Raw genomic sequence first — 14,642 nt, 5'->3', positions numbered from 1 at the left:
CCCGGGCGCCATCTTCAGGATTTGCAGTACATGGATAAACGTTTCGAGCCTCACGCACGCCTGGCAGCCATCATCTTCTTGCTGATCGGCTGCTTTTTCGTCCTGCGGCCCTTCCTGGCCGCCATGCTGTTTGCCGCCTGCGTGGGCATTTCCAGCTGGCCCCTGTATATCCTTCTGCTGGAGCGTCTGAAAGGCCGGCGCAACTGGGCGGCCGCCATCATGACCGTGTCCCTGATCCTCGTCATCGTGCTGCCGCTGGCCCTCGTCACTTACAACCTGGCCGACAATGTGTCGCGCGTGTACGAGCAGATCCGCGTCGCGCTGGAATCGGGCGGCCTGCATCCTCCGGCCTGGCTGTCCAGCATTCCCGTGGTGGGCGAAACCATCGATGGCTATGTGCGGCGCCTGCTGGAAGACCGCGAAGAATTATTGAATTTGGGTAAGACCATGCTGGAGCCGGCGCGCCATTTCCTCGCTTCCGGCGGCATCTTGCTGGGCACGGGCCTGGCGCAGACCAGCTTGGCCGTGTTTGTCAGCTTCTTCCTCTACCGCGACGGCCAGCAACTGAGCCGTGCCCTGATGACGGGCGCCGGCCGCATCATCGGCGACAGCGCACCGGGCGTGGGCCTGACCATCAGCCGCACCGTGCGCGGCGTCATGTACGGCTTGCTGGGCACGGCGCTGGCGCAGGCTTTGGTGGCCGTGGTGGGTTTTTTGATCGCCGGCGTGCCGGCCGTGGCGCTGCTGGGCGTGGCCACTTTCATCTTTTCGCTGATCCCCGTGGGGCCGCCCCTGATCTGGGGCGGTGCCGCCATCTGGCTGTTTACGGAAGGGCAGACGGGCTGGGGTATTTTCATGGTGATGTGGGGCGCGCTGCTGATCAGCGGCGTGGACAATGTCGTCAAGCCCATGCTGATCAGCCGCGGCAGCAGCCTGCCATTTTTGCTGGTGCTGCTGGGCGTGCTGGGCGGCGTACTGGCCTTCGGCTTCGTCGGCATCTTCATCGGCCCGACCCTGCTGGCGGTGCTGTACAGTTTGCTGCAAACGTGGACGGTGGGAGAGACCACCGTGCCACAGGGCAAAGATACGCTGACGCGCAAGAAGTAATCAGTCTCTTAAATCCGCATCCAGATCCCGCTCCTGCTTGGGGATTACCTTGATCAGTACGATGCGGGGCCCGTTCATTTTCTTGACGACGATGTCGAAGTCGACAAAGGTGATGCGCTGGCCCTGCTTCGGAATGTCCCCCAGCTTGACCATGATCAAGCCGCCCACCGATTCCACATCGTCCAGCCCCAGTTCCTCGTTTTCAATATCGATGCCGAGGATGCGTTCGAGCGAAAAGATGGGCAGGCTGGCCTTGCCGATCAGGGTGCCGTCGCTTTGTTTGAGCCAGTCGTTTTCATTGCGGCGGAATTCATCGCGGATTTCGCCCACCATGGCGCCAAGCAAGTTATCCAGGGTGATGAAACCCAGCGGGCGCTTGCCCTTTTCGCCGATCAAGGCGAAGTGGGGCGCGCCATCTCGGAACCGGCGGAACAGTTCCAGCGCCGGCGTGCGCGCGGAAATGATATCGACGGGACGCAGGAAGGGCGTAAACGAGGTGATCGGTTTACCCGCCTGCTGGGCAAAGAACAGGTCTTTCAGGTGCACCACGCCCAGCACATCGTCTTCATTCATGTCGAAATACGGGTAGCGGCTGAAGCGGTTGCGCAGCACCGTGTCGAGGTTTTCTTCCAGGGTGCTCGACGCGTGCAGGGCGATCACTTCATTGATCGGACGCATCAGGTCCGACACCGTCATTTGTTCGAAATCAAGCGACTGGGCCAGGATGTTGCGCTCGTCGCGCGTAAATTTTTCGCCCGGCTGGCTGGTGCGCAGGATCAGTTTCAGCTCTTCGGACGAGTAATGGGCGTCGTGGCCGCCCTTGCCGGACAGGCCCGCCATGCGCAGCACCCAGTTGGCGCTGGCGTTGAGCAGGTAAATGGCTGGATACATGGCCCAATAGAAACCATACAGGGGAATCGCGCTCCACAGGCCGACGGCTTCCGGATTGCGGATGGCCATCGATTTGGGCGCCAGTTCGCCCACGACGATGTGCAGGAAGGAAATGACGCTGAAGGCGACGACGAAAGACACGCCGTGGATCAGTTCTTGCGAAGTGACGCCGACGGCGCCGAACAGCGGCTCCAGCAAGCCGGCAAACGCCGGTTCGCCGACCCAGCCCAGGCCCAGCGAGGCCAGGGTAATGCCCAGCTGGCAGGCGGACAGGTAGGCGTCCAGCTGGCCATGCACCTTGGACAGGATGCGGCCCCGTAGTCCCTGTGTCTTGGCGATGGCGCGAATGCGCGTGCGCCGTAATGTAACGATGCCAAACTCGGCGGCAACAAAAAAACCGTTCAGCGCGACCAGGAAGAGGGCGAGCAGGACTAGCAAGACATTGTGCATGGGGGCGCTGAAGATGGGCTGTAAAAACGTCATCTTAAACGACGAAGGGCGGCATAACCTAATTTAGCCGCGCCCCCCGCCCCTGCAGGCGGTGGCGCGCGCTGGGTTATTCCCGCTTTTTCAGCCTTTGGCCGCCGTTTGCGGTCCTCCGCGCATGGCAAAGACCATGACGGCCGAGACGATGGCGGGGATGGCGACGACGAGGAAAATCGTGCTGTTGGGCCAGTTCAGGCGGATCAGTTCGCCACCGAGCACGGGGCCGATGATGGAGCCGATACGCCCGATGCCCAGGCTCCAGCCTATGCCCGTCGAGCGCAAGGTGGTCGGGTAGTAGCTTGCCGCCAGGGCGTTGACGGCAGGTTGGCCGCCCACCACGCAAAAGCCCGCGATGAAGATGGTGATGAAGAGGAAGGCCAGCGACACGTCGGGACGGCCGATCAGGGCAATCGCCACGGCGGCGACTAAAAAGCATGGCAGCAGGATGCGGCGGAAGCTGGAGCGGTCGATCAGCTGGCCCATGACGAGCGTGCCGATGGTGCCGCCCACTTGCAGGGCCGTGCCCGCTAGCACGGCGTTGGCCGTGGACAGGCCCGCTTCCTTGGCGATGGTCGGCAGCCAGTTCGACAGGAAATACAAATTCAGCAAGTTCATGAAGTTGATGACCCACAACAGAATTGTCATCTTCGCGCGGCCACCCGTAAACAATTGCAGCACGGGCGCGCCCTTGTGTGCCTTCTCATGCACGACATATTGCGTGTCGGCCGTGATGGTGACCGTCGGATCGATACGTTTCAACCACTGCGCCACTTTGTCGAGCTTGCGTTTCTTCAATACCAGGAATTGCATCGATTCCGGCAACAGGAAGAACATCAGCACGCCGATCACCAGCGGCACCACGCCACCCACGTAAAACACGGATTGCCAGCCGAATGCGGGAATCAGCGCGGCGGACAACAGGCCACCGAGCACGGCGCCCAGGGTAAAGCCGCACGAGACCAGCATCATCAGCGTGACTTTCTTGCGCAGGGGGCTGTATTCGCCGGCCAGCGCCATGGCGTTCGGCATCACGGCGCCCAGGCCCAGTCCCGTGATGAAACGGATCAGCTGCAATTGTTCGATGTTGGTCGCCAGCGGTGTGACCAGCATGCACAGCGAAAAGAAGATGGTCGAGCCGATCAGTACGGGGCGGCGGCCGAACTTGTCGGCCGTGATGCTGAAGACGAGCGAGCCAACCAGCATGCCCAGCAGGCCCGCGCCAAACACGGGGCCCAGGTTGGCCTTGCTGACATGCCAGTCGGCAATGATGGCTGGCGCCACATAGCCCATCGCCTGCACGTCGAAGCCATCCATGATGACGCACAGCCCGCACAGAATCAGCATGCCGATCTGGAAGGAGCCGATCTTGTTGTTATTGATGAGATCGGGAATATCGATCGTCTTGCCTGCCGTGGACATGGTGCCGCTCCTGTTTTTTTATGGTGGTCGCGCCCCTCCGGCGAGGGATAGGCGCGTGTTTGTCTCAGGCTTCATTACAATCGCTTTTGATTGATTATTCAAACGTTATTTTCGAATGGATTTATCGGATTAACTAATGAATATGGCGCGGAAGTAACCTTGTCTACATGCTAATATCGCGCCATGAAAAATCTTGTTAGCCACTTTCTTGCCCTGCAAGCCAGCCTGCCGGCGCACGGCCCCGGTTTCAGCGCGCTGATCCTGCGCGACGGCGAGACCGTTTTGGAGCTGCATCACGGCCTGGCGTGCCTGGAACTGGGCGTGCCCCTGACGGCGCAGTCGCGTTACTACCTGGCTTCGGAATCAAAGCAATTCACGGCAGCCTGCGTGCTCGACCTGGTGCGCCGGGGCACCATTGGCCTCGACGATGACGTGGCGTCCCATCTGCCCGAGGTGCGGCAGTTCGGCGCCATCATCACGGTGCGCCAGTTGCTCAATCACACCAGCGGCATTCCCGATTATTTTGACTACCTGGCGTGCCAGCTGGGTCGCCACGACGGCGATTACTTTGACAATGCGCTGCTGCTGCGCCTGATCGCCCGGATGGACGCGCTGACGTTCCCGCCCGGCAGCTCGCATGCCTACAGTAATTGCAATTACATTTTGCTGGCCAAACTGGTGGAGGTGGTATCTGGTCAGCCGCTGGCCACGCAGGCGCGCGAACGCCTGTTTGCGCCGCTGGGCATGCACGCCACGGCATTTGATGTCGACCGGCAAGCTGTCATGCCGCAGCGCGTGCGCAGCTATACCGTTGATCCTGCGCAAGCGTGCGCCTATCGCCAGCACCTGGGCAATGCGAATACGGTCGGTGACGGCGGCGTGTATGCCTCGCTGCACGACCTGGTCTTGTGGGAGCGCGACTGGCAGCGCCAGTACCACGACCCGGCCAGCCTGGTGCGTGCGCAGCTGGCCGAAACGCCGGGCCCCGATGGCCAAAGCTGGTCCTACCGCTTTGGCCTGGAGCAAATCGAGCATGGCGGACGTGCGGTGGTGTTCCATGACGGCGGGCTGTGGGGTTTCCGTGCCTTGCTGCTGCGCGTGCCCGAGGCAGGCCTGTCCGTGATCCAGCTGGCGAACGTGGATAGCTGCGAGCCGGACCAGGCGGCCTGGCTGGCAGCCATCGCCACCGATCTGGACGCCTGATCAGTGCCGCTTCAGTGCACGGCGCGGCCGGGCACGGCCGCTAGGATCACGTCCAGCGCCGGGTGCATGATCTTGCGTTCGTTCGAGATGACGTAAAACTGCTCGCGCAGGGACGAGGCGTCACCGACCAGCACGGCGCCGAATTGCTCCTCGATATCGGCCGCCAGGCTGGCCGAGGCGAAGAACAGGCCCAGGCCCTTGCGGCCGAAGGCGTTGAGCATGGCGTTGTCTTCGAATTCACCGACCACGTCGGGGCGCACGCCCTGCTGCACCATCCATTCGTCGATGCGTCCGCGCAGGGCGTTATTGCGCGCGGGCAGCAGAAATGGCGCACCGTGCAGGCTGTGCGGGAAATTATCGCGGTATTGTTCGGCCAGCGCGGGGATGGCGAACAGCTTCATGGCGCTTTCGCCCCACAGGTGGCTGGACACGCGCAGGCTGGCGCCGGCCGGCACGGCGCGGTCCGTCAATACCAGGTCCAGCTTGTGCAGGGCCAGGTCGGCCAGCAGGGACTCGAATTCATCTTCCAGGCACACCAGCTTGACGGGCTTGTCCAGGCTGCGCGTGGCGTCGAGCATGCGGTAGGCCATCAGTTTCGGCAGGGAATCGGAAATGCCCACGGTCAGGCGCATCTTTTCCGCGTCGGTGTCGGCCAGCGCTTCCTGCATCTGTTCACCGAGCAGGAAAATCTGGTCCGCGTAGCCGAGCGCCAGCCGGCCCGCTTCCGTCGGCACCAAACGCCGTCCCTGCGGCTGCAGCAGGGACTTGCCCAGTTCCTTTTCCAGCAAGGCCAACTGGGTGCTGATGGTTTGCACGGCCAGGCCCAGGCGTTCGGCCGCGCGCGTCACGCCGCCTTCCTTGGCGACTACCCAAAAGAAATACAAATGGCGGTAATTGAAACCGGTAGTTTTCATCGTGAGGGCCTATCTTCTGTTTTTACGAAGTAATACTTCCATTATCTTCTATTTTTAAATGTGTCACACATCCCTATACTACGTTCCATTGAATTTGGATAAAGGGGAACTATCGATGAAACATTTCAGAGTGTCATTTTTAGTGACATTTATCTGCTTGGGAATTTCCGCCTGGTGGGGTTACACGCACGGTGGCGTGTCGACCATGCTGTCGGCATTGGGCATTGCGGTGATCCTGGGCGTGATGGAAGTGTCGCTGTCGTTTGACAACGCGGTGGTCAATGCCTCGGTGCTGAAGAACTGGGACAAGTTCTGGCAGAACCTGTTCCTGGGCGTGGGTATCATCATCGCCGTCTTCGGCATGCGTCTGCTGTTCCCGCTGGTCATCGTGGCGCAAGCGGCGGACCTGGGCTTGATGGAAGTGTGGAATCTGGCCCTGAGCAACCCGGAACAGTATTCGATGCACCTGACGAATCACCATGCGGAAGTGGCGGCTTTCGGCGGCATTTTCCTGCTGCTGGTGTTCCTGAACTTCCTACTGGACTCGGAAAAAGAAACGCACTGGCTGGGCCGTATTGAAGAAAAACTGGGCGCGCTGGGCAAGATCTCCTCGATTTCTGTGATGATCGCGCTGGGTACCCTGATGGTCAGCCTGTCGATGATCGAAGAAGGCCAGAAGCTGGTGGTCTTGACGGCCGGCTTGTGGGGCATCCTGACCTACGTGGGCGTCGATGTGATCAGTGGCTTGCTGGAAGGCGATAACGGCGACGGCAACATGGGCGACATCATTAAGCGCGGCGGTATTGGCGGCTTCCTGTACCTGGAAGTGCTCGACGCCTCGTTCAGCTTTGACGGCGTGATCGGCGCGTTTGCCATCACCAAGGATGTCGTGATCATCATGCTGGGTCTGGCGATTGGCGCGATGTTCGTGCGGTCGATGACGGTGTTCCTGGTACGCAAGGGTACGCTTGACGAGTTCGTTTATCTGGAGCACGGCGCGCACTATGCGATCGGTATCCTGGCCGTGATCATGTTGGTCAGCATGAAGTTCCACATTCCCGAGATTTTCACGGGTCTGATCGGGGTAGCCTTCATTCTCGCCTCGCTGTGGTCGTCGATCCGCTACAAGCGCAGGATGGCCCTCGAAGAAGGCAAGATGGAAGCGCTGGAACCAGTCAAGGCAACAGTAGCGTAAAGAATGCGCGGCAAACGACTACACCGGTTTGTCGGCAAGTTGTAGCAAGCGTCGCCGCCGGCCTGGGGAGTCAGGCCGGTGGAGGGCGCCAGGTGTTATTTATTTCATTAGCTGGACTTTATTTCACATAGGAGAAATACATCATGGCAATCAGTCTGCAAAAAGGCGGCAACGTCAACCTGAGCAAGGAAGCTCCTGGCATTTCGAAAATGATCATCGGCCTGGGCTGGGATGCCCGCGCCACCGACGGCGCCGCCTTCGACATCGACGGTTCCGTGTTCCTGCTGAAGGCCGATGGCAAGGTACGCGCCGACGTCGACATGATTTTCTACAACAACCTGAAATCGAGCGACGGCTCCGTCACCCACTCGGGCGACAACACCACCGGCGCCGGCGATGGCGACGATGAAACCGTCATCGTCGACCTGGCCACCGTGCCAGCCGAGATCGACAAGATCGCCGTCTGCGTGACGATCCACGATGCCGAAGCGCGCAAGCAAAACTTTGGTATGGTATCGAAGGCTTACGTGCGTTGCGTGAATGCCAACGGCAACACGGAAATCGCCCGCTTCGACCTGTCGGAAGACGGTTCGGCGGAAACGGCCATGGTCTTCGGTGAAATCTACCGCAATGGCGCCGATTGGAAATTCAAGGCCATCGGCCAGGGCTACAAGGGCGGTCTGGGTCCTTTGGCAGCCTCGTTCGGCGTCGGTGTGTAAGGTAGCCACACCAAACCTACTGCGCGGTGCGCTTTGCGGCCGGCGATGCTCACCGTACTAAAGTACGGTTGCGCTTCTCGGCCACAAATCACATCCGCTCGCTACGGTTTTGTGCGGCACCGTTATTCTGTAGTAAGGGCGGCGGTTTAGCCCGACACCATCATCATCGTCAAGGAAGGAACAGTCGTATGCCAGTTTTCAATATTACCGGGGACGTCGACCCGTTCCTGCATGTGTCGCTTGCCAAAGGCGAGAAGATTTATTGCGAATCCAACGCGATGGTGATGATGGAAACCAATCTTGAGCTGAAAGGCAAGATGACTGGCGGCATAGGCGCGGCGCTGATGCGCACTTTTGCCAACGGGGAATCGTTCTTTCAGCAGCATATCGAGGCCATGCGGGGCGACGGCGACTGCCTGCTGTCGCCCACCTTGCCCGGCGCGATGCGGGTGCTCGAGGTGGGCGCCCAGCAATACATGATCAGCGACGGCGCCTTCGTGGCGGCCAGTGCTGGCGTGGAATTGAAGGTGCGCACGCAAAGCCTTGGCAATGCGCTGTTTGCCCAGAGCGGTGGTTTTTTCATCACCGAGACGGCAGGCAGCGGCCAGTTGGCGGTATCCGGTTTTGGCGCGATGTCGATACTGGAAGTGACGCCTGGCAAGGACGTGGTGATCGATAACGCCCACGTCGTGTGCTGGGATAACCGCCTGCAATACGAAATTTCCATGACGACCGGCAGCAGCGGCGGCTTTCTGGGTAATTTGATCAATAGCCAGACCAGCGGCGAGGGCATGGTGCTGAAGTTTTCAGGCACGGGGAAAATCCTCGTATGCTCGCGCAATCGCGCGGCCTTCCTCGCCTGGACCCAAAGCAAGCCGGCGTAACACGTAGTTGATGTAACCAACCAAACAGGAGCAATGCGTATGTCTGTCAATTTGAGCAAAGGCCAGAAGATTTCTCTGGACAAAGAAGCTGGTGCCACCCTGACCCGTATCACCATGGGCCTGGGCTGGGATGCCGTGAAGACCAAGGGTTTCCTGGGTTTCGGTTCGAAGACGGAAGCCGTCGACCTGGACGCCTCGTGCGTCATGTTCGATGAAAACAAGAGCACGTCCGACATCGTCTGGTTCCGCCAGCTGAAAAGCAAGGACGGCAGCATTGTCCACACGGGCGACAACCGCACGGGCGCGGGCGATGGCGACGACGAACAGATCAATGTCGATCTGTCGAAAGTGCCGGCGAACGTGAAAAGCCTGGTCTTCACCGTCAACAGCTTTACTGGCCAGAACTTCTCGCAGGTGGAAAACGCCTATTGCCGCATCTTGAATGCCAGCAATAACCAGGAAGTCGCGCGTTTCAATCTGTCTGTGCAAGGTTCCCACACGGCACAGATCATGGCCAAGCTGTACCGCCATAACGGCGAATGGAAGATGCACGCCATCGGAGAAAACGGCAACGGTCGCACTTTTGACGACTTGATGCCGCAAATTTCCGTGCATCTATAAGGAGCAGTACGCAGCGGGCGGGGGACGGACCGGATACCGGCCCTTGTCCGCTGCTCTATATTGAAGGAGAGTATGTCGTGATGCGATTGCTGATAGCCTTGCTATTTCCGTGTCTCACGTTTTTCATGCTGGGGCGCACGCTGGCCGGTGCCGCCGCCTTGATTTTGCAGTGCACTGTGATCGGCTGGGCGCCGGCGGCCCTGTGGGCCCTGTACACGGTGAACCAGCATAAAACGGAGCAGGAACTGGAAGGTGCATTAAGCCGCAGCTACATGCGCAGGCGTAGTCGGTTGATCTAAGTCAACCGGGCGCTTGGAATCCTTGCGCTAAAGCCCGCACGAGCGATCGTGCGGGCTTTTTTGTGCGCGCTCACTTCTTGCAGCGTATCGGCACATTCACAGAATTGCCGTCCGAACTCAGGTTGCGGTACTGCAAATCTTCGCTTTCGATGGCAAAGCGGGGCACGGCGTGCACATAGCGCTGCTTGCAGACGGTGTCGTCATTGATCAGCCGGCCCGCCAGCATGTAGTCGCACAGGGCGAAGCGCGATTCCTCATCGTCGAGGATCAGTACGCGCGCGGCGCTGTACAGGGCCGATTGCAAGACGTCCGGGCTGCAGTTTTCCGGGCCCGTCAGTTTCAAATGAGTTTTTGTCTGCGTGGCCAGGCGTTGCAGCTTGACGAGGGCGGCGCGCTCTTCCTTGCGCGCCCCATCGACTCGCGCATCGCCGCTGGACAGGCGCAGCGCCAGCGAGGCGATCTGGTCGATGGAAATATGCCAGGCAAAGCCTTCCAGCCGCGTGCGGATCTGGCCGGGCAAGGGATCGGCCGCATCGACTTCGCAGCGGTACTGGCCCAGGTGGGGGCGGCACAGCACGGGAATGGCAAAGGCCGAAGTGCGTTTACCCTTGACGAATTTCTGGCTCAGGTCGCCAAAGTTTTCATGCGTGATGGTGTCGAAGCGGGCTTGCCCAAAGCCCATCTTGACGAGGTTTTCCTTGCGCTGGCGTGAAAACAGCGCGTCGACGGCATCGTAGATATTCTTGTTGAAAATGCGGTCCAGCGGCTGGCGTTCGTCCGACATCTTTTCAAACACGGCGCTGGAATTGGGCGCGTTGGCATCGATGGAAATGAGGATGAAGGGCTTGCTGTTCAGGCGCGGCGGCACGACGGCCATGTCGTTGCCATACAGCTGCGTCAGGGCCACGTCCCACAGGGTTTCCACGCCCAGGTTATCCGCCGCACCGCCGTCGAACAGATGCACGTAGGACGGCGATTCGCGCGATTCGGAACCGAGTTCCGGCACGAAACTGTTTTTTGGCCGGAAACGCTCGAAGGTGACGGAATCGAACACGCCGGGAAAAGCGGCCGAGGTGGCCACAGCCGTGGCCAGGCGGATATCCTGGATCGGCGAATGCAGGGTGCCGTAAAAATACTCATAGGAAAACACCACGCGCTTGCCGCCATCGGTGGCGTCCGTCGCATTGGCCAGGAAGATGGGGCCGTCATGCGGCAAGTCCTGGTAGGTTTTTTTATCGTACAGCACATCGTCAAACACGTCGGACAGGAACGATGTGCGCGTCTTGTTCGTCAACAACATCGTCGTCAGGTTGGCGGGTTTCAGGATGGTCTGGCCGAAGAAATCCGTTTTCAGCTTGCTGCGCAGCAAGGGCCAGTCCGTCTGCTTGCCGTGCAGCGCATAGTAGCCGCCCGCGATGGCGCCGCCCGAGACGCCGGAAATGGCCGAGGCGCCGCTGACGAGGCCGAATTCTTCCAGCTGCTCCAGCGAGGCGGCCGAGAAATTGGCCGCCCGGCTACCGCCGCCGGACAGGGCGATGCCGATGAAGTGGTCGTTGGGCATGGGCTTCTGGATGCGCGCCTTGGGCGCGTCAATGCGCAGGCGCGGTGCTTCCTGCACGGTAAATGTGCGGTTTTCGACGCCGCTGTTGGGTCGCAGGGCGAGTACCGTGCAGCCGCTCAGCAGCGCAAGGAGGATAAAGGATGCGAACAAAGGTGGATGCATGCGTGGTCTGTGCGTAGTCATTGCTTGGGATACGGACGGAAACGTGTGCGATTCTAGCAAATAAGCATTACCTGCCCAGCTGAAACGCCAGAATGGCCGCGTTATAGCCCGCATGCACGAGCATGGGCGCCAGCAGCGATCCGCTGCGCTCGTACGTCAGTCCCGTGCAAAGGCCCAGCACGAACACGGGCAGCATCGACGCGGGAGGATGCACGATGGCAAACAGGGCGGCGGCGATACCGATCGCTTGCCAGGCGGGCAGCGAGCGGCGCAGGCCGCCCTGAATCAGGCCGCGGAAGATGAATTCTTCGCACAGGGGCGCGGCCAGCACCGTCAAGCCCAGCAGCCACATGCCGTTCCACGGATTGCCGCCCAAGGGCGCTGCCGCCGGCGGCTGCAGTAGCAGTGCGTAGGCGATGCCGCAGAGGGCCGCCACGGCCGCGCCCGCCGCACCCCAGCGCCCGGGGTGCCGGCCTGCTCCGATGCGCGGCACGTCGGCCGTCTTGCTGCGCCAGTACACGAGGCGCACCAGCGCGTACGTGAGCGCGCCGGCGCCGCCGAAAGCGATGGCTACTTGCGCCAGTGGTTCGGCCACTTTGCCTTTGAGCAGGAGCAAGGCCAGGGTCTGCAAGGTGAAAAACAGCATGGCGGCGATCAGGCCGTCCGACGCGGAAACTTTGGCTGGCGGCGAGGCGGCCGGGTCGAGCAGGTAAGGCACTTCATCGCGCGCCTTTTGCCACAGGGCCACAGCCAGCGCCGCCGTCAGCACGACGAAGGCCAACTGCTGCGCCAGGCTGCCGGCCGCCAGCGCGGCGACGTACAGGCCGGTGAGCAGCAAATACAGATACATATACGTGGGGCGCATCTTCGCCGTTGCCTCGGTGGCCAGCGGGTCGCTGGCAAATACACCCAGCGCCACGGCGATCACCGCGTACATGGGAATGCCGGCCAGGGCCAGCAGCATCAGCCCCGCCGTCTGCCAGGACCAGGCTGGCAGCCAGGCCAGCGCCGCGCCAAACAGCATCACCGGGTAGAGCAGGGCCAGCACGGCCCAGAGCTGCGCCTTTTGCCGCAGCGCCTGCTCGACGCTGACGGGAAAGGTGTACAGCAGCCACAGCGCGCCGCCTTCCTTGTTGAGGGTCTGGAAGGCCGACATCATCAGCACATAGGTGCCGAGGAAAAAGCCGGTGGAGACCAGCAGGACGGGATGCTCCAGCAGCGCGTGCAGGTTGCGCGCCTGGCCCGTAAACAGGGCCTGGCCGCCGAGGATCAGCAGGGGCAGCAGCAGGGTTTGCACCATGAAGTTACGGTCGCGTGCCAGCAGCGTCAGTTCACGGCGCTGTATCACCGTGCCGATGCGCGCGAAGCACGTGCCGGCAGGCAGCGCTATCGGGGCACTCTTGCGGCTGGCCTCGCGCTGGCCCGCGCCGACCACGCCGTGACGCAGCTGGTGGCGCAGGATGGCCATGCCCAGCCACATCAACAGCAGTACTTGCGCCAGCAGCAAGACGGCTGGCAGCAGCATTGCTGCCACGTCGGATGCATTGAGCAGGCGCAGCAGCAATCCCGGCGGCGTCCAGGCGCTCCAGGCGGGCATGGTGGTCGCCCACGTATACGCGTAGCCGCCCGTACCTACGCCGAAGGACATGCCCATATACATGGGAAACAGGCCGGCTACCGAGATCAATGCCTGCAGGTTGCCCAGCTGGGCAGGGCTGAGCGACAGGCGCAAGCCCGTGTCGACCAGGGTGCGCAGCATGGCGGCCAGGGCCAGCAGGAGCAGGCTGGCGAGCAGTCCGGACAGTGGTGCAAGCCAGCCCTGGCCCGAATACCAGGCGATCACGGTGGTGCTGGGCCACAAGGCCAGCAAGCCGGCTGGATTGACGACCGTGCGTTCGAGCACGCGCGCCCACAGCATGGTACTTTTCTCGACGGGTAGGGTGACCAGCCATTCCAGGTCCCAGTCCGGCTTCGACAACTCTCCCATACCCAGCGGCAGCAGGACGCTGACCAGCCACAACAGCGCCAACTGCAGGGTCAGGCCGCCCATCAGCAGCGCGCTGAAGGGAGTGTGGATGAGCTGGTTGATGACGGGGTCGAGCAACTGGCTGCTGGTTTGCATGCTGCCTTTGGCCTGGCAGGCGGCCACCTGGTCCAGCAGGCAATGCATGTTCAGCAGGCTATGGCGGGCGATATTGCCGAAGGAAAAGAGCATGGGCAGTACCAGCAGCACGCCCAGCAGCCAGCGCCCCCGTCTCTTGCCGGGCGTGGCGGCGCGGCTTGTATTGTTTTTCTGGAAGGAAAAGCCCCGGCCGCTGACGTTGAGCAGGCGCTGCAGGCGCAAGCGGGTCAGCAGCCAGACGGCGCGCCAGTTGTCGGGTGGCACGGGCATCACGCGGTGGCCGTTTCATCGGTGAGTTGCAGGAAAATGTCTTCCAGGCTGCCCTCGCTGGATAGCTGATGGCGGATATCGTCCAGGCTGCCCGTGGCAACGAGGGCGCCCCGATGAATGATGGCGACGCGGCTGCACAGCTTTTGCGCCATGTCGAGCAAGTGCGTGGAGACAAAAATCGTGGTGCCGGCCGCAGCGATGCGCAGCAAGCGTTCCTGTACGTCGCGCGAGGCGCGCGGGTCGAGGCCGTTGATCGGCTCGTCGAGGATCAGCACGGCCGGATCGTGGATCAGCGCACAGGCCAGGCCCAGTTTTTTTTTCATGCCCAGCGAGTAGTTGACGGCAAAATCTTCGCTCGCCTCGTCCAGGCCGAACTCCTTCAGCAGCCGCGCCGTGCGCACGGCGGCCTCGGCGCGTGGATAGCCATGCATTTCGGCCACGAACTGCAGGATTTCACGGCCCCGCAAATAATCGTAAAAGATGGGATTGTCGGGCAGATATCCCACCTTGCGCTTGACGGCGGCGCCGTCGCTGTGGCAATCGAGGCCATCGACCAGGACACGGCCGCTGCTGGGAACGAGTATGCCCATCAGCATGCGGATGGTGGTGGTCTTGCCGGCCCCGTTCGGACCCAGGAAGCCGAAGACTTCCCCCTTGCCTACCTGCAAGGTCAGCGGCTTGACGGCCTCGAACGTGCCGTACTGTTTGGACAAGCTTTCAAAGGCAATCATCAAGCATCCCGCAAAAAAGGTCGATGGCAGGATGATAGCCTGACACTCGCCGTCCGCA

Annotated in this window: 13 protein-coding genes; 7 read left to right on the top strand and 6 right to left on the bottom strand. The window is 61.3% G+C overall.

The window, feature by feature from the left end:
- Positions 1–30: 30 nt before the first annotated feature.
- Complete coding sequence (locus C8C89_RS00480) at positions 31–1,107, top strand: AI-2E family transporter (RefSeq protein WP_101483894.1); 1,077 nt, start codon at positions 31–33, stop codon at positions 1,105–1,107.
- Here C8C89_RS00480 and C8C89_RS00475 read toward each other — a convergent pair whose 3' ends face one another.
- Positions 1,108–2,448: a hemolysin family protein gene (locus C8C89_RS00475; RefSeq protein ID WP_101484864.1), complete on the bottom strand. Its 1,341-nt coding sequence runs from the start codon at positions 2,446–2,448 to the stop codon at positions 1,108–1,110. It abuts the gene before it with no gap.
- A gap of 120 nt (positions 2,449–2,568) precedes the next feature.
- Positions 2,569–3,903 carry an MFS transporter gene (locus C8C89_RS00470; RefSeq protein WP_133988626.1) on the bottom strand — a complete coding sequence of 445 codons (1,335 nt, stop codon included), beginning with the start codon at positions 3,901–3,903 and terminating at the stop codon, positions 2,569–2,571.
- 183 nt (positions 3,904–4,086) lie between these two features.
- Here C8C89_RS00470 and C8C89_RS00465 point away from each other — a divergent pair, with 183 nt between their 5' ends.
- Positions 4,087–5,106 (top strand): serine hydrolase domain-containing protein, encoded by a 1,020-nt coding sequence (locus tag C8C89_RS00465; protein ID WP_133988625.1) that lies wholly within the window; start codon positions 4,087–4,089, stop codon positions 5,104–5,106.
- A gap of 11 nt (positions 5,107–5,117) precedes the next feature.
- Here the strand turns inward: C8C89_RS00465 and nhaR are convergent, their stop codons facing one another.
- Positions 5,118–6,020: a transcriptional activator NhaR gene (nhaR, locus tag C8C89_RS00460; protein WP_133988624.1), complete on the bottom strand. Its 903-nt coding sequence runs from the start codon at positions 6,018–6,020 to the stop codon at positions 5,118–5,120.
- A gap of 115 nt (positions 6,021–6,135) precedes the next feature.
- Between nhaR and C8C89_RS00455 the strand changes: the two genes are divergently transcribed.
- From C8C89_RS00455 to C8C89_RS00435, 5 genes are all read left to right on the top strand, one after another.
- Complete coding sequence (locus C8C89_RS00455; protein ID WP_101483898.1) at positions 6,136–7,215, top strand: DUF475 domain-containing protein; 1,080 nt, start codon at positions 6,136–6,138, stop codon at positions 7,213–7,215.
- A gap of 143 nt (positions 7,216–7,358) precedes the next feature.
- Positions 7,359–7,934, top strand: a complete 576-nt coding sequence (locus tag C8C89_RS00450) for a TerD family protein (protein ID WP_034784897.1) — start codon at positions 7,359–7,361, stop codon at positions 7,932–7,934.
- Positions 7,935–8,122: 188 nt separating this feature from the next.
- The gene (locus C8C89_RS00445) at positions 8,123–8,818 is read left to right on the top strand and encodes a TIGR00266 family protein (RefSeq protein WP_101483899.1); all 696 of its coding nucleotides are present in this window, start codon (positions 8,123–8,125) and stop codon (positions 8,816–8,818) included.
- 39 nt (positions 8,819–8,857) lie between these two features.
- Positions 8,858–9,439: a TerD family protein gene (locus C8C89_RS00440; RefSeq protein ID WP_133988623.1), complete on the top strand. Its 582-nt coding sequence runs from the start codon at positions 8,858–8,860 to the stop codon at positions 9,437–9,439.
- Between the two features lie 80 nt (positions 9,440–9,519).
- Positions 9,520–9,738 (top strand): YqaE/Pmp3 family membrane protein, encoded by a 219-nt coding sequence (locus tag C8C89_RS00435; RefSeq protein WP_101483901.1) that lies wholly within the window; start codon positions 9,520–9,522, stop codon positions 9,736–9,738.
- 70 nt (positions 9,739–9,808) lie between these two features.
- Here the strand turns inward: C8C89_RS00435 and C8C89_RS00430 are convergent, their stop codons facing one another.
- The 3 genes from C8C89_RS00430 to C8C89_RS00420 all read right to left on the bottom strand — a co-directional run bounded on the left by C8C89_RS00430 (position 9,809) and on the right by C8C89_RS00420 (position 14,584).
- A complete protein-coding gene (locus C8C89_RS00430) occupies positions 9,809–11,461 on the bottom strand; it encodes a patatin-like phospholipase family protein (protein ID WP_166674639.1) in 1,653 nt (550 codons plus the stop codon).
- A 67-nt stretch (positions 11,462–11,528) separates the two neighbouring features.
- Positions 11,529–13,853: a CPBP family intramembrane glutamic endopeptidase gene (locus tag C8C89_RS00425; protein WP_133993057.1), complete on the bottom strand. Its 2,325-nt coding sequence runs from the start codon at positions 13,851–13,853 to the stop codon at positions 11,529–11,531.
- Entirely contained in the window at positions 13,853–14,584 is a 732-nt protein-coding gene (locus tag C8C89_RS00420; protein WP_101483904.1) for an ABC transporter ATP-binding protein, read from the bottom strand. Before C8C89_RS00420 ends, C8C89_RS00425 begins: the two co-directional genes overlap by 1 nt.
- Positions 14,585–14,642: the final 58 nt, after the last annotated feature.

The organism is Janthinobacterium sp. 75, assembly GCF_004365495.1.
Taxonomy (GTDB): Bacteria; Pseudomonadota; Gammaproteobacteria; order Burkholderiales; family Burkholderiaceae_D; genus Janthinobacterium.
The sequence above is the reverse complement of the archived record's forward strand: the minus strand, read 5'-3'. Positions and strand labels throughout refer to the sequence as shown.

Coding starts and splice junctions, on each gene's coding strand:
- C8C89_RS00480 (WP_101483894.1), top strand. CDS start 31: ATGGATAAACGTTTCGAGCCTCACGCACGCCTGGCAGCCATCATCTTC.
- C8C89_RS00445 (WP_101483899.1), top strand. CDS start 8,123: ATGCCAGTTTTCAATATTACCGGGGACGTCGACCCGTTCCTGCATGTG.
- C8C89_RS00465 (WP_133988625.1), top strand. CDS start 4,087: ATGAAAAATCTTGTTAGCCACTTTCTTGCCCTGCAAGCCAGCCTGCCG.
- C8C89_RS00440 (WP_133988623.1), top strand. CDS start 8,858: ATGTCTGTCAATTTGAGCAAAGGCCAGAAGATTTCTCTGGACAAAGAA.
- nhaR (WP_133988624.1), bottom strand. CDS start 6,020: ATGAAAACTACCGGTTTCAATTACCGCCATTTGTATTTCTTTTGGGTA.
- C8C89_RS00475 (WP_101484864.1), bottom strand. CDS start 2,448: ATGCACAATGTCTTGCTAGTCCTGCTCGCCCTCTTCCTGGTCGCGCTG.
- C8C89_RS00435 (WP_101483901.1), top strand. CDS start 9,520: ATGCGATTGCTGATAGCCTTGCTATTTCCGTGTCTCACGTTTTTCATG.
- C8C89_RS00425 (WP_133993057.1), bottom strand. CDS start 13,853: ATGCCCGTGCCACCCGACAACTGGCGCGCCGTCTGGCTGCTGACCCGC.
- C8C89_RS00430 (WP_166674639.1), bottom strand. CDS start 11,461: ATGCATCCACCTTTGTTCGCATCCTTTATCCTCCTTGCGCTGCTGAGC.
- C8C89_RS00450 (WP_034784897.1), top strand. CDS start 7,359: ATGGCAATCAGTCTGCAAAAAGGCGGCAACGTCAACCTGAGCAAGGAA.
- C8C89_RS00420 (WP_101483904.1), bottom strand. CDS start 14,584: ATGATTGCCTTTGAAAGCTTGTCCAAACAGTACGGCACGTTCGAGGCC.
- C8C89_RS00455 (WP_101483898.1), top strand. CDS start 6,136: ATGAAACATTTCAGAGTGTCATTTTTAGTGACATTTATCTGCTTGGGA.
- C8C89_RS00470 (WP_133988626.1), bottom strand. CDS start 3,903: ATGTCCACGGCAGGCAAGACGATCGATATTCCCGATCTCATCAATAAC.